Source organism: Streptosporangium sp. NPDC051022, assembly GCF_040683035.1.
Taxonomy (GTDB): Bacteria; Actinomycetota; Actinomycetes; order Streptosporangiales; family Streptosporangiaceae; genus Streptosporangium.
Genome location: NZ_JBFBCF010000011.1, coordinates 1 through 13,870, shown reverse-complemented (window position 1 = coordinate 13,870; position 13,870 = coordinate 1). Strand labels below are relative to the sequence as shown.

13 protein-coding genes are annotated in these 13,870 nt (G+C 67.1%); 8 read left to right on the top strand and 5 right to left on the bottom strand.

Translation table 11 applies throughout. The features are described 5' to 3' along the window. Positions 1-4 precede the first annotated feature (4 nt). The 4 genes from AB0N02_RS19260 (at position 5) to AB0N02_RS19245 (ending at position 5,599) form a co-directional block, all read left to right on the top strand. The gene (locus AB0N02_RS19260) at positions 5-1,486 is read left to right on the top strand and encodes a DUF6297 family protein (RefSeq protein ID WP_363948049.1); all 1,482 of its coding nucleotides are present in this window, start codon (positions 5-7) and stop codon (positions 1,484-1,486) included. Between the two features lie 151 nt (positions 1,487-1,637). Further along, a complete protein-coding gene (locus tag AB0N02_RS19255) occupies positions 1,638-2,528 on the top strand; it encodes a dienelactone hydrolase family protein (RefSeq protein ID WP_363948048.1) in 891 nt (296 codons plus the stop codon). Positions 2,529-3,395: 867 nt separating this feature from the next. Continuing rightward, complete coding sequence (locus AB0N02_RS19250) at positions 3,396-3,989, top strand: carbonic anhydrase (RefSeq protein WP_363948046.1); 594 nt, start codon at positions 3,396-3,398, stop codon at positions 3,987-3,989. Then, entirely contained in the window at positions 3,986-5,599 is a 1,614-nt protein-coding gene (locus AB0N02_RS19245) for a SulP family inorganic anion transporter (RefSeq protein WP_363948044.1), read from the top strand. Before AB0N02_RS19250 ends, AB0N02_RS19245 begins: the two co-directional genes overlap by 4 nt. A 244-nt stretch (positions 5,600-5,843) precedes the next feature. On the opposite strand, the gene tuf is transcribed toward AB0N02_RS19245, so the two are convergent. Together tuf and AB0N02_RS19235 are read right to left on the bottom strand one after the other, a co-directional pair. Beyond that, the gene (gene tuf / locus AB0N02_RS19240) at positions 5,844-7,010 is read right to left on the bottom strand and encodes an elongation factor Tu (protein ID WP_363948042.1); all 1,167 of its coding nucleotides are present in this window, start codon (positions 7,008-7,010) and stop codon (positions 5,844-5,846) included. An 878-nt stretch (positions 7,011-7,888) separates the two neighbouring features. Beyond that, complete coding sequence (locus AB0N02_RS19235; protein WP_363948039.1) at positions 7,889-8,056, bottom strand: hypothetical protein; 168 nt, start codon at positions 8,054-8,056, stop codon at positions 7,889-7,891. A gap of 236 nt (positions 8,057-8,292) precedes the next feature. On the opposite strand from AB0N02_RS19235, the gene AB0N02_RS19230 reads away from it, so the two are divergent. Continuing rightward, positions 8,293-9,879, top strand: a complete 1,587-nt coding sequence (locus tag AB0N02_RS19230) for a hypothetical protein (RefSeq protein ID WP_363948037.1) — start codon at positions 8,293-8,295, stop codon at positions 9,877-9,879. Positions 9,880-9,938: 59 nt separating this feature from the next. On the opposite strand, the gene AB0N02_RS19225 is transcribed toward AB0N02_RS19230, so the two are convergent. The 3 genes from AB0N02_RS19225 to AB0N02_RS19215 form a co-directional block, all read right to left on the bottom strand. Further along, on the bottom strand, positions 9,939-10,979 hold the full coding sequence (locus AB0N02_RS19225; protein WP_363948034.1) for a hypothetical protein: 1,041 nt from the start codon (positions 10,977-10,979) through the stop codon (positions 9,939-9,941). Positions 10,980-11,296: 317 nt separating this feature from the next. Next, on the bottom strand, positions 11,297-12,388 hold the full coding sequence (locus AB0N02_RS19220; RefSeq protein ID WP_363948032.1) for an alanine racemase: 1,092 nt from the start codon (positions 12,386-12,388) through the stop codon (positions 11,297-11,299). A 35-nt stretch (positions 12,389-12,423) separates the two neighbouring features. Further along, complete coding sequence (locus tag AB0N02_RS19215; RefSeq protein ID WP_363948030.1) at positions 12,424-12,681, bottom strand: hypothetical protein; 258 nt, start codon at positions 12,679-12,681, stop codon at positions 12,424-12,426. A gap of 173 nt (positions 12,682-12,854) precedes the next feature. On the opposite strand from AB0N02_RS19215, the gene AB0N02_RS19210 reads away from it, so the two are divergent. The 3 genes from AB0N02_RS19210 to AB0N02_RS19200 are packed head-to-tail and all read left to right on the top strand — an operon-like array spanning position 12,855 to position 13,794. After that, on the top strand, positions 12,855-13,079 hold the full coding sequence (locus AB0N02_RS19210) for a helix-turn-helix domain-containing protein (protein ID WP_363948028.1): 225 nt from the start codon (positions 12,855-12,857) through the stop codon (positions 13,077-13,079). Continuing rightward, positions 13,076-13,612 (top strand): hypothetical protein, encoded by a 537-nt coding sequence (locus AB0N02_RS19205; protein WP_363948026.1) that lies wholly within the window; start codon positions 13,076-13,078, stop codon positions 13,610-13,612. The genes AB0N02_RS19210 and AB0N02_RS19205 overlap by 4 nt, the downstream gene beginning before the upstream one ends. Continuing rightward, positions 13,573-13,794, top strand: coding sequence for a hypothetical protein (locus AB0N02_RS19200; protein ID WP_363948023.1), 222 nt, complete (start codon positions 13,573-13,575; stop codon positions 13,792-13,794). The genes AB0N02_RS19205 and AB0N02_RS19200 overlap by 40 nt, the downstream gene beginning before the upstream one ends. The last annotated feature ends 76 nt before the right edge of the window (positions 13,795-13,870 follow it).

The following is a 13,870-nucleotide window of genomic DNA, read 5'->3' as shown; positions in this document are numbered from 1 at the left end:
ACGCATGAGGGTCGCCGAGGTACGGGCGTCGATTCACGCGAGCAGGCGGCGGCCGGTGAGCTGGCTCGACCGGTACGGGACGGTGTTCGGGCTGCTCATGATGGGGGCCGTCGTGGCGCAGCCGGTCTTCACGGCGCTGGCGGCGGCCGCGCGGCAGGCCGACCCGGCGCGGATCGGCCCGGGTGTCGCGCTGCTCACGCTCGGCTACGCCGCCTATCTCGCCGCCGCCAGGCTGATCGGGCCGGTCGCCGTGCCCGCCGCCGACGCGGCATGGCTGCTGCTCTCGCCGTTGCCGCGCAGGGCGGTGCTCGGCAGGACCGCCGTGATCCTGCTGGCGGTCGCCGTGGCGGGCGGGCTCGTGTTCGGGGTCGGCCTGCTCGCCGTACTGGGGGGCGCCGACCGGTTCGCGCTGCGGCTGGTCACCGCGCTCGTGCTGGGCGTGTCCGCCACGGTGGGCGGGATGGCCGTGGCCGTGCTCGCCCAGGCGTCACCCTCGTGGGACTCCTGGCTCGGCGTCGGACTCGTGCTCCTCGTCGTCGCGGCCTCGGTGGCCGCGCTGCTCGCGACCGGCCCCGGCCGTCACCTCATGGCCGTCGTCGCCACCGCCCCGGCCTCCGCCGGGGCCGCCGTGGCGGGGGCGGCCGCCACGGTGACCGCCCTCCTGGTACGGCGGGCATGGGGCGCCCTGTCCCGGATGCCCGCCCGCGCCGTGCTCGCGGCGTCCACCCGTACCGGCCGCCTGGCGGACGCGGCCGTCGCCGTGGACCCCGGCGCGCTCACCTGGATCGCCGAGGACAACCACTGGCGGGCACGGAACCTGAGCTCGCGCCCCTGGCCCTCGCTGCCCGCGCCGTTCGCGCTCGCCTGGCAGGAGTGGCGCAGGCTGGCCAGGCGGCCGGGGCGGCTGGCGGCCATGCTCGGCTCGGCCGTGCTTCCGGCCGTCACCGCGCAGGCGGTCGGCGGGATGACCACGCCGGTGGTCGTCGTGACGTTCGCCGGAGGACTGGCCGTCGCGGCGGGGGCGGTTTCCGGCGCGCGGCGCGAGAGCGATGACGCGAGCCTGGTCCGCCTGTTCGGTCCAGGCTTCCGCGAGGTGCTGGCCGCCCGTGCCGTACTGCCCGCGCTGCTCGGCGCCGGCTGGCTGGTGCTCGCACTGGGCGCGCTCGGCCTGACCGGTGTGCTCCCGGCGGGTCCGTGGTGGCTGTTCGGCCCGACGGCGGCTCCCGGACTGGCCGCGGCGGCACTGCGGACGGCCCGTCGTCCGCCGATCGACCACGCGATGCCGGTGATCGAGACGCCCGGAGGCGCGATTCCCACGGGCCCGCTCATCTGGGGGATGACCGGGGTGGACGTGGCGCTGCTCGCCACGTCGCCGATGCTGGCGGCGTTCGCCGCGTGGCCGGAGACTCTCGGGCCCTACCTGGTCGCGCAGGCGGTGCTCGGGGCCGGGGTCCTGATCGGCTATCTCGCCCGCGCGACCCGGTAGGCGGACAGCCCGCCCGGCTGCACGGGAGCCATGACGGTATCTGACCCGCGCGATCCGGCGGGCGGAGGTTCCGCGAGTCGCCGGCGAGGCCGAAGATCCGCATGGCACTCGGTTTACCCTGGCTTTCGCCGCCCCCTTCTACCGTGGAGTGGTGACGTCCTTCCACCGATATCTCGCGGAAGAGGTCGCGGTCGACCACGCCGACGGCCTGATCCCACGGCGTGAGGCGCTGCACCGGCTGAGCCTTCTGGGGCTGGCGCTGCCCGCCGCCAGCGCCCTGCTCGCGGCCTGCGGAGCCGGTAGGGAAACCGCCGCCGCCGTGCCGTCGGCCTCCGCCTCTCCGGCGGGTCCGTCGCCCCTGCCCACCGAGGCGATCACCTTTCCCGGCCCGGAGAGCGGAGTCACGCTCCAGGGGGCCTGGTCGGCGGCCGCGAACCCCCGGGGCGCGGTGCTGGTCATCCACGAGAACCGCGGGCTCAACGACCACATCCGGTCGGTGGCCGGGCGCCTGGCGGCCAGCGGCTACTCCGCGCTCGCCCCCGACCTGCTCTCCAGGGAGGGCGGCACCGCCTCCCTCGGTGACCCGGCGCGGGCCACCGCGGCCCTCGGCCGTGTCCCACAGGGGCGTTTCGTCGCGGACATGAAGGCCGGTCTGGACGAGCTGGAGCGTCGCGCTCCCGGCAAGAAGCTCGGCATCGTCGGTTTCTGCTTCGGCGGCGGCATGGTCTGGCTGCTGCTCTCCTCACACGAGCCGCGCCTGGCGGCGGCCGTCCCGTTCTACGGCCCGCTCCCCGACGCCGCCGACTTCTCCGGCTCCAGAGCCGCCGTCCTGGCGATCTACGCCGAGCAGGACGACCGGGTCAACGCCACCCGTGACCAGGCCGAGGCGGCCCTGCGGAAAGCGGGCCTGAAGCACGAGATCGTCACGTTCCCCGGCGTCAACCACGCCTTCTTCAACGACACCGGCCCGCGCTACGACGCCAACGCCGCGAACCAGGCCTTTCACCGGGTCCTCGACTGGTACGCCCGCTTCATGATCTGAGCCGAACGGCTGTCGTCACGCGGTTTCGGTGACCGTTTTGTGCAATTTTTGATGGCCGTTATGTGCTATTGGGAGCGCTCTTCATTTACGGCCCGCGTGACGAAGAACCCAATCAAATGACATCTGACATGGTATTGGTGCTTCAATTCGGGGGAGGGAAGATATCTCGTTCGCGCCACACCGCGTTTCCTTAACTCTCCTCTTATGCTCTTAGTGTTTCTGTGGTGTCGACATCGCCCGGCAGAGCGATTGTCGCGTCGCGTCCTGAGCCCGTTGTGTACATGACTCTTGACTCATGAGGAGCCGAGTGGTGACACGAGCCAGAATCGCCCGGATTCTTCTGGCGACACTGGCCGCGGCCCTGCTGGCCCTCCAGGTGTTCGCACACGGGGCCGGCGGGGCCAAGGTCCATGTGACCTTGGCGCCCAGCGTCGCGGCGCAGGGCATGCTGTGCGACGACCTGGTGCCGCCGGAGGAGATCGCCGGGCATCTGTGGAATCGAGGGAGTCGCGGGAGTCGCGGGCGTTCCGGCTCCGTCGACGTTCCCGCGCCACCGGCTCACGGAACCCCGTCCTGCGCCGCCACCACGGTAACGGCCGTTTCGGATGTCTCGGCGCCACGTGGCCGGACAGGCCTCTCAAGCAACAGGCGCCTTGCCGCCCTTCAGGTTTTCCGCTGCTGATAGTCGTCGCCGGACGAGTGGCGCACATTCACCGGCGCGTGGATGACATTTCCCCACGGGCGTGGGGCCGTACGGCCCTGTGCGCCGCGTATTCGCCGCCGGTCGTTTCCGCTCGCCGGCTCTAGGCCCTTTTCCATGGTCTTCGTCACACCGACGCGCCCGCAGGCGCTCAGGAGGCACCTGACATGCAGCATCTCATCGACCACGCCCGCGTGTTCCCGCGACGGGCCGCGCAAGGGCCGGAGGGGTTCGGCCGGCTCGCCGCCGGGCAGTCCCCGCACGCCCTGTTCATCACCTGTTCCGACTCCCGGGTCATCCCCTCCCTGATCACCGGAGCGCGCCCCGGGGAGCTCTTCGAGTTGCGTACGGCGGGCAACATCGTCCCCCGCCACGACCGGCCACACCCCGCGGGTGAGGCGGCCACCATCGAATACGCGGTGGAGGTGCTCGGAGTCGGCGACGTCGTCGTGTGCGGGCACTCGCACTGCGGGGCCGTCGGCGCGATGGCGCGCGGAGACGACCTCACGGCCGTTCCCGCGGTCCGCGACTGGCTCGAACACGCGACACCGCTGCCGGAGGGCACCGACGCCGGGGCGCCCGACCTCGCCCACGCGGTGCAGTCCCACGTCCTGGACCAGCTCGACCGGCTGCGCGCCTACCCGTGCGTCGCGCGCGGGCTGGCCGGCGGACGGCTGCGTCTGCACGGCTGGTTCTACGAGATCCACACCGGTTCCGTGCTGGCCCACCGGTCGCACGCCGACGCCTTCCAGCCGCTGTGAAGGCGCGCAAGGACGGCCGTCCCACGGGCGCCCGTACCTCCGGCCTCGGCCGCGCTTCCGGCGGCCGTGCCCTCGGCCTCGGCTTCGGGCGCGGCTTCGGGCATGGCTTCGGGCGCGGTCTCGGGCATGGTTTCGGGCGCGGCGGGAGGCCCGGGGCCGTCGATCTGCGACGCGATCTGGCCGCCTCCGTGGTCGTCTTCCTCGTCGCGCTGCCGCTGTGCGTGGGCGTGGCCGTCGCCTCCGGGGTACCGGCCGAGCTCGGGCTGGTCACCGGCATCGTCGGCGGCCTGGTCACCGGCATGCTGCCCGGCAGCAGTCTCCAGGTGTCCGGTCCCGCCGCCGGGCTGACCGTGCTGGTCTTCGAAGCCGTGCGGGAGTACGGCGTGTCCGCGCTCGGAGTGCTCGTCCTCGCCGCCGGGCTGCTCCAGCTCCTCATGGGAGCCCTGCGGTTCGGCCGTTTCTTCCGCGCGATCTCGGTCGCGGTGGTGGAGGGCATGCTCGCGGGGATCGGGCTGGTCCTCATCGCCGGCCAGCTGTACGCCATGGCCGACGTCAAGGCGCCCGCCGGCGGGCTGGAGAAGATCCTGGGGCTGCCCGGCATGCTCGCCGGCACCCTCGGCTCCGAGACCTCGCTGATCGCCTTCGGACTCGGCGCCGGCACCATCGCGGTGCTCGTCCTGTGGAACAGGCTCCCGAAGACGGTGCGGGCGGTTCCCGCGCCACTCGCCGCCGTCGCGCTGGCGACCGCCGTCTCCGCGCTCCTCGCCCTGCCCGTGGCCAAGGTCGAGGTCAAGGGCCTGCTGGACGTCATCCGGATGCCGAGCCTGGACGACGTCGGGCAGCTGGCCGGGGCCGGGGCCGGGGTCGTCGGCACCGTGCTCGCCTTCACCCTGATCGCCTCGGCGGAGAGCCTGTTCAGCGCCGCCGCGGTGGACCGGCTGCACGACGGTCCGCGCACGCAGTACGACAGGGAGCTGATGGCGCAGGGCGCGGGCAACACCGTCTGCGGCCTGCTCGGTGCCCTGCCGATGACCGCGGTCATCGTGCGCAGCGCCGCCAACGTCCAGGCGGGAGCGAGGACCAAGGCCTCCCGGGTCCTGCACGGCGCGTGGCTGCTGCTCTTCGCCGCACTGCTGCCCGCCGCGCTCGGCGTGATCCCCATCGCGGCGCTCGCGGGAGTCCTGGTGTACGCGGGCTGCAAGCTCATCCCCGTGCGCGAAATGGGCGTGCTGTGGCGTGAGCACCGCGGGGAGGTGCTGATCCTGGTCACCACCGCCGCGGCGATCGTGCTGGTGAGCATGTTCGAGGGCGTGCTCATCGGCCTCACCCTGGCCGTGGCCAAGACGGCGTGGGACATCTCGCACATCCGTGTGGAGGTCGTCGACAAGGGATCCGGCCCGATCCAGGCTCACCTGACGGGCAACGCCACGTTCCTGCGGTTGCCCAAGATCCTTGAGACTCTGGAGGCGTTACCGCAGAACCGGCCGATCGAGCTCGACCTCACCGGTCTGCGGCACCTCGACCACGCCTGCCGGACGTCCCTGGAGAACTGGGCCGCCCACCACTCCGCCGAGGGCATCGAACCGGTCAAGGTGGCCTCCACCGTCTGACACGGAGCCGACCCGGAGGCTCGAAGCGCGGGAGGGCCGCCGCACCACGCGGCGGCCCTCGTCGCCTCCGGAGCCGACGCGTCCGTGCCCGGGACGGCGGCCGGGCCGCCCCGTCCCGCACTCCGCGGCCGCTCACTCGGGCGGGCGTGGTTCGCGACGGCCACCCCGGCCGGGTCGGACGACACCCCCGTCGGCCTGTTCTCGGCCGGCGGGGGTGTCCCGTACCGATGGACGGCGACGGCCGTCAGTCGAGGACGGCCAGCACCGTGCCCGCGCCGACCGTCAGCCCGCCTTCGCGGATCGCGAAGCTCAGACCGGCCTCCAGAGCCACCGCCCTGCCCAGCTCCACGACCGCCTCGACCGTCTCTCCGGGCCCGGCCGGCGCGTCCATGACGATCTGGCCGGGCACGTCGGTGGTGCGGAGGTAGAACTGCGGCCGGTAGCCGCCGGCGATGGGACCGTGCCGGCCGCCCTCGGCCTCCGTGAGGAGATAGATCCTGGCGGTGAGGCGCCGGTGGGCGCTCTGCGCGCCGGGCGCGGCCAGCACCTGGCCCCGGCGTACCTGCTCGCGCCGTACGCCCCGCAGGAGCACCGCCGCGTTGTCGCCGGCCTCCCCCCGGTCCATGGTCCTGCCGAAGGTCTCCACCCCGGTCACCACGGCGGTGAAGCCCTCGCCGAGACCGACGACCTCGACCGTGTCGCCGATCTTGACCGAGCCGCGCTCGATCGCGCCGGTGACGACGGTGCCGCGCCCGGTGACGGTGAGCACGTTCTCCACGGGCATGAGGAACGGCGCGTCGACGTAACGGACCGGGACCGGGATGTGGTCGTCCACCTCGCGGAGCAGCGTCTCGACGGACGCCGTCCACTCGGGGGCGCCCTCCAGCGCCCGCAGCCCGGAGACCCTGACCATGGGCACGTCGTGGTAGCCGTGCTCGGCGAGCAGCTCCCCGAGCTCCAGCTCGACCAGGTCGGCCAGCTCGGGGTCGGCTCCGTCGGCCTTGTTCAGCGCGACGACGAGGTGCTCGACGCCGACCCGCCTGGCGAGCAGTACGTGCTCGCGGGTCTGCGGCATGACTCCGTCCTGCGCGGAGACCACCAGGATGGCGCCGTCGAGCTGCGCCGCCCCCGTGATCATGTTCTTCACGTAGTCGGCGTGGCCGGGCATGTCCACGTGCGCGTAGTGGCGGGTGGCCGTCTCGTACTCGACGTGCGAGATGTTGATCGTGATGCCCCGCCGCGCCTCCTCGGGCGTGCGGTCGATCCTCTCGAACGGCGTGTACGTCGCGCCGCCCCGCTCGGCGAGCACCTTGGTGATCGCGGCGGTCAGCGTGGTCTTGCCGTGGTCGACGTGCCCCATCGTGCCGATGTTGAGATGCGGCTTGTTCCGTACGTAGGCCTGCTTGGCCATGATTCCTTCCCTGTGAGCCTGGAGTCCTGTGACCCGTCTGCGGGGCGATCGACCTCTCCCCGCCGGGTCACCTCGGGACTCACGGGAAGAGGTCAGCGCTCCAGGCCGTCGAAGGCACGCTCGAACGCGCCCGCGGTGGCGGGCGTCGTCAGGAGAGCGTGGCGGAACATGACGCCAGGGTGCCCCTCCGGGGGCGTGAACCGCAACGGATTATTCCGCCGCCCGGGCCGGGAGGCGGCTCCGAGCGGGCGGCGCGACATGGTCCGGGTCGGCGACGGAGGTCCAAGTCATCCGTAAGTCCGGTGTCCTACTTCTTGATCTGTCGGTGCGCGGAGAAGCGCTGCCCCTTCCAGGGCCAGGAGAGAAGCTCATGCACCGGGACGGGACGGCCCGTACGGGTTCGCCCACGCGGTGGACCGATCGCGGCGTGAAAGCAAAAAGCCTGGTCATCATCTCTGATGACCAGGCTCTTACCTCGGGAATTCCTGCAACGTCGGGGTGACAGGATTTGAACCTGCGACCTCTTCGTCCCGAAGCAATTCAGGGGGGATCAGTATCAGCGCTTCCATGACAATTGACCTGCACCGATGGTCCGCAAGAGTCTGCGAAGGTTCGCAGGAGTTCGCTGGGGTTGTCACTCAGTTCGTCACTCAGGAAGAGCGGCTGAAACATCGAGGTGTTTCAGCCGCTCTTATCTGTCCCAGGGGACAGTGGGACACCTGTCTCCGAGACCTGTCCCCCGAGTTTCCCGAGGTTTCCCCAGCTCAACCCTCATGAGGGGACTCGGGGGACAGCGGGGACACTGTCTCTACTCCATCCCTATGTGCGCGAGGAGCAGTGTGTCTGACCGCAGGTTCTGTGCCGTGGATCTACAGAGCCTAGTCGTCCTTGTCGTCAGGCATGCCGCTGATGATCTGATTGAGCAGCCCAATTGCACCGGCGGTAGCGGCACCGGTGCCCAGGATCGCCCCCGGGGCCGAGCGGGTAGCCCAGTAGGTGAGGGCTCCGGCGACCGCGCCGAAGATCAGGGACAGACCAAGGATCAAGGCGGCCCGAACGGTCAGAAGCGGGGATGTTGAGTGAACCGGGCGGGACACAGATTTCCTCTCTTTCATATCGCCGCGTAGTGGCGAGGCGCGAGTGCTTGGTTCTAGAAAGCCAGAACCCAAGAGGGTTGCGCTGCACTGCAACGGCCGCAGATGGGGGGTTGCAGATAGTTGGCAACACTCGCAAAGGCTGCGGTTCATCGCGGAAAGTGGTCCGGGACGGCGATGATGGGCGGATGAGCGAGATCGCCCGCCGGCCAGTCGAGTTGGCACCATTGAGCCCGGAGCTCAGCCCGCAGGTGATGGCCTGGACAGGGGAACTCCGAGCTCAGTTCACTGCCCTAGGCATGTCGATCAGCCTGTTTTGTCGGCTCCGCCCAATCGATAAGGGCACCGTCTCCCGGTACTTGAACGGCAAACGTGTGCCTGTCGAGCGGTGGTTCCTCGACGAAGTCTTGGCCCTGCGCGCGGGTGCGGGCAGCCCGGTGACCGACGAGGTCCGTGCACACTTGATCGAGCTTCAGATGGCCGCTCTCAAAGTTGCTCATCCACACGAGTATCGGGTCCGGAAAGTCAGCGATCAGTTGGAGATCGCGGTCACTAGCTGGAAGGAAGCCGAACGCTACGTCCAGACCCTGGAACACCAGCTCACAGAGCGCACTCGAACCTTGCAGGACCTACTAACTGAGACCGATCGTCTCCGCGCCGCCTGGGATCAGGATCGCACTCGATACCACCAAGAGATCACCCATCTGACTCAGCACCTGGAACTAGCCCGCGATCGAGTTCGCCAAGCAGAACATCGCGTTCAGGAACTCGAAGAGCTTCTCGAGCAGCTGGAGAACCAGCAACCGCCACAAGGCGAGTTCGCCACCGATATCAACCTTCACGACCCGCGTGCCGTGACCGGATTGCTGGATTCCTTTCGGAGAGCAGGAGCCGAGGGGCAGATCGCGATGTTGGTCGAGCGCATACCTGACCTCCCTCTCATCCTGGAGGACCCGTACGAAGTGGCCGGGTTGCTGGATGCTCTTCGGAGGGTAGGGGCTGAGGAGCAGATCGCGGTGTTGGTCGAGCGTGTCCCCAATCTACATTTCATCAACCCGTACACCATGGCCAAGCTGCTGGATGTCCTCCGGAGGGTAGGGGCTGAGGAGCAGATCGCGGTGTTGGTCGAGCGTGTCCCTGAGCTTTCTCTCAATATCAACGACCCGCATGCCGTAATTGGGCTGCTGGATGCTCTTCGGAGGGTAGGGGCTGAGGAGCAGATCGCGGTGTTGGTCGAGTGTGTCTCCGACCTTTCTCTCAACCATTACACCTTTGTTAAGCTGCTGGACGCTCTTCGGCGGGTAGGGGCCTACAAGCAGATCATGATGTTGGTTGAGCGCATGCCTGACCTCCCTCTCGACCTGAAGGACCCGTATGAAGTGGCTGGGCTGCTAAATGTCCTTCAGAGGGTAGGGGCTGAGGAGCAGATTGCGATGCTGGTTGAGCATGTCCCCGACCTTCATCTCAGCAACCTGCACGCTATGGCCAGGTTGCTGGATGCTCTTCGAGGAGTAGGGGCCTATTGGCAGATCTCGGCCCTGGCTGAGCGCATTGTCACCAACGCCTCTCTGGATAGCCCGCAGAGCGTGGCCGTGATACTACGTAACCTGCACTGGGTAGGAGCAGATGACCAAGTCATGGCACTTGCCGAACGTGTTTCGACGAGTGTTCCCCTAGATTCTTCTGAGTCCGTGGCTCGCCTGCTGCACGCTTTGAAAGAGGTGGGTGCCGACGCGCAGGCCAAGGTACTGGCTGAGCGTGTTGCCCTGACCTAGGAAATCGGGTGCTGGCATCGTTTAGGCCCAGAGGGTTGGGAAAGCTTACCTTTGTGCCGTCACGGGCTTGTCTTGGTGACGATAAGGGAGATGAAAATCGCAAGAGCAATAGAGAAGCCGACCCCTATATAGACTCCCCGTTTGAGCCACGTCCAATAGGCGGGGGATGGTGGCCACATAACGCTTCTATTTTCCTCCATCATATGGAGCGATTCGGCTGCTTCCTCTATCCGGCTAATTGCTTCCTTAAATCCTGGCTCTCCGTAGAGAGTGTTTGGTGAGTAGTCGCCAACTCGACTCACTTCATGAGATCTGTCGATAAAGCTATCGAGTGTCTCCCATTGGATTCTTCTTGTTGCCTCGAGAAGTCGCTCCGATGTGCGGTCAAGATTGCTGAGGTTTTCTGCAGCCTTGCTTAAGGGCCATATATGGTCATGAAGATGCCCAAGTTTAAGGGCAGCCTCGTAGATCATAGGTGTGTGGTCATGAAGATGTCCGAGCTTAAGGGCGGCCTCGTAGATCATGGGGGCATGATCATGAAGATGGCTGAGGCGCATTGCGGCATCGTAGAGGAGTTGCGCCTCATCCGAGGCGTACCTTCGATCGAATGATTCCAGAATCATGGATTTTAAGGTTTCGACCATAACGCTATTTGATGACTTTAGTTCATCGACTATGGATAGAAGGTCGCCTCTAGTTTTAGTGAAGGAGTTGATGATGAGTTCTTGTAGTCTCGACTCTGTGACTACGCCAATCCCGTTCAGTTCGGGGGCGTATTCCCCTTCTCGCTCGGCTTTCCATGAGCGCAAGATTTCAACCGTGTATCGACTTGCTGTAGGCTCTCTGTCGATTAGCTTGTGATGGGCAATGCATAGCAGCATGATGTTCTGGATGCTCGCTCTTTCGGTTGGCGTCATTAATGGGTCGTATCTGGCGCTGCCGGGTTTTTCTCCGCAGATATGGGCCATCTCTGCCGTGACCACTGGAACATCGTCGATAACTTGAAGAACAGGTTTTGGGCAATTAGGGGCGTAACAGTTTTTGGAAAGGCTAAACAGGGCCATCTGGACGCCGGTGGGTATGCGGTCCTTCCTGGTCATCGCTACACCTCAGGACGGGGGCGGGTACGAGTGTGAGCATATGATCCAGGACCGACAAGTCATCTGGCCTCGATGAAGGCTGCGGGGACGGGTGGCTCCGCAGCCTTCATCGTTTCCCTAGTTCGTAGGCCATGTAGGGGGCCGAGATCAGCGAGGAAGGTTGCTACTTGGCGCGTAGGGCTGACGTCGGCAAGACAGTTCTTTGCTCAGCTGAAGGAAGGGGCATCTCTGTGGGTGCAGGGTAACGTTTGCTGCTGCTGTGCCGGTAAAAGCAAAAGAGACCCGAAGAAGTGCCTTCAGGTCTCTTTATAACCGGATCAACCTCTCAGGTAGTGGAAGGTTGGTTTTGGGTGCATTAGGAAGTCGTGGTGGGAGATGTTCCAGGCGTAGGCGCCGGCCATCGGGAATTCGACCACGTCGCCCGGCTTCAGGCTCACGGGAACGTGCTTGGCCATGGTGTCCTTCGGGGTGCAGAGCTGGCCGACGATCGTGGTCGGCTCGCCGGGCTCCTCGATGACCATGGGCTGGCTGTGCCCCTTAGTTGCGGGGGTGCGGATGTGGTGGGTGCCGCCCGCGACCACCGCGAATAGCTCGCCGTGGACGCGCTTGACGTCGATGACCCGGGTGACGTATCGCCCGCAGTAGACCGACAGGGACCGGCCCGGCTCGATCCGCAGCACCTCGCCGGGGCGCCGTAGCGCGGCCAGGCCCTCGCCGTAGGTCTTCCAGTCGAATCGGGCGCCCAGGTCGGCGTAGTCGACGGCCATGCCGCCGCCGATGTTGATCTCGGTGACGCCGAGACTGCGCGCGTAATCGAGGATCGAGGCGGCCAGCTCCAGCATGCGGGGCGCGTCCAGGCCACTGGCGAGATGGGCGTGGATGCCGCGGAACCGTACCGCGTCCTGACCGGCGAGCAGGTCGAGGCATTCGGCGATGCCGTCCGGGTCCATGCCGAAGGGGGTCGCGCCGCCTCCCATGGCCAGGGACGCCCCGCTGATCGGGATGTCGAGGTTGACCCGCAGCAACACGTCAGCGGAGCGGCCCGCTGCGAACAGACGCCGGATTTCGCTGGGGCTCTCGATGTGCAGCCGGTAGACGTCGGCGAAGAGTTCGGCGTCGGTCTTGCCGGGACCGCCCAGCGCGATCGGCGTCTCGGGGAAGAACTGGCGCACGTGGGCCAGCTCTCCCCCTGAGGCCACCTCAAGGCCGTCGACGTACGGCGCGATCACCCGCAGCAGCTGCGGATCGGGGTTGGCCTTGACGGCGTAGTACACCTCGATGTCGCCGAGGGCGGCCCGTACGGCCGCCATGTGGGCATCGAGGTCGGCCAAGTCGTACACGTACGCGGGCAACTCGCCGGCGTCGGCCAGTTCCAAGGCCCGGGCGCGCACTGGCAGTGTGGCTGTCATCGCATCGTCTCCGATCGGGTCGTGTTCAGGCCGTATCAGGCAAGCGGGAAGGTGTTCTCGATCACCAGGTAGTGAGCGGGCGTGACCGTGATGGTCACCTCCACAGCCTGCCCTTCTGCGGTCCGGCCGATATGGACGATCTCGAAACGATGACCGACACCCGCGCCGCGATCATCCGCTACCTCCGCGCCCACCCCGGCACCGGCCCGAAATCCATCGCTGAGGCGATCCGGCTCGGCTACGACAACGTCAAGAAGACCTGTCAGCGCATGGCCGCAGACGGGCAACTTCACGCCGACACCGCCGGACGTTACCGGGTGCCGGGGACTCCCTCTCCGGAAGGTGTCCCCGCTGTCCCCACTGTCCCCGAACTGCTACTGAACAGCGAAAACGCTCTCGATTTTGGGGGACACCTCCCCGCTGTAGGTGTCCCCGCTGTCCCCGCTGATGAGGAGAAGGCCCAGTCATGACCATCGCAGCGCCGGACAGGCTCCGGCTCGACGACACTCAGCTCTACAAGGTCCGCGACGCCATGCGTGTGCTGAACCTGGGCAAGACCTCCATCTTTAAGCAGCTCAGGACCGGCCGTCTGCGCTCGGTCCGACAGGGCCGCGCCCGGCTCATCCCAGTCACTGCCATTCACGACTACATCGCCCTGCTGGAGAAGGAAGCGGAGGAGAGCGGCAAGTGACCAAGCGACGCAGCCGCGGGGATGGTGGCCTGCACTGGGACGACAAACGACAGCGTTGGATCGCGACGGCCAGTCTCGGCTATGACCCGAGCGGCAAGCGCATCATCAAACGAGGAAGCGGCAAGACCAAGACCGAGGCCAAGAACAAGCTCAAGGAAGTACTCCGGGACTACGAGGACGGGCTTGCCATCGCCCCGGCGGACTACACCGTGGAACGCGCTGTGAACGACTGGTTGGCCTATGGGCTCAGTGGACGCGATGAAGGCACGGTGACCGCCTGTACGATCCTGAGCAGGACCCATGTCATCCCCGCCCTGGGCGCTCGAAAGCTCCGCGACCTCAGTGCCGAGGACGTGGACAAGTGGCTCGCCGACAAGGCCAAGACTCTCAGCACCCGCACCTTGCAGGGACTTCACTCCTGCCTGAACCGTGCGATCAAGCGGGCCATGGCGCGCGACAAGGTCAAGCGGAACGTGGTGACACTGTGCGCTCCGTGCCCAAGGGCAAGGCAGGACGTCCGTCGAAAGCGTTGACGTTCGCCCAGGCCGAAGCCGTGCTCAAGGCTGCCGAGGGGACCCGGATGCACGCCTACATCGTGCTGTCCCTCCTGACAGGCGCGCGCACGGAGGAACTGCGGGCGCTGACGTGGTCTCACGTAGATCTGGAAGGGGATCCGGCCGTCGTTCCGCCCGTGCCTCTGAGCTTGAAAGGCTGAAGTTACAGCGGTTCGAGGATCAGGCCGGTCTGGGCGATGAAGCCGTCGAACAACGCAGGACGGTACTGCATCCGTT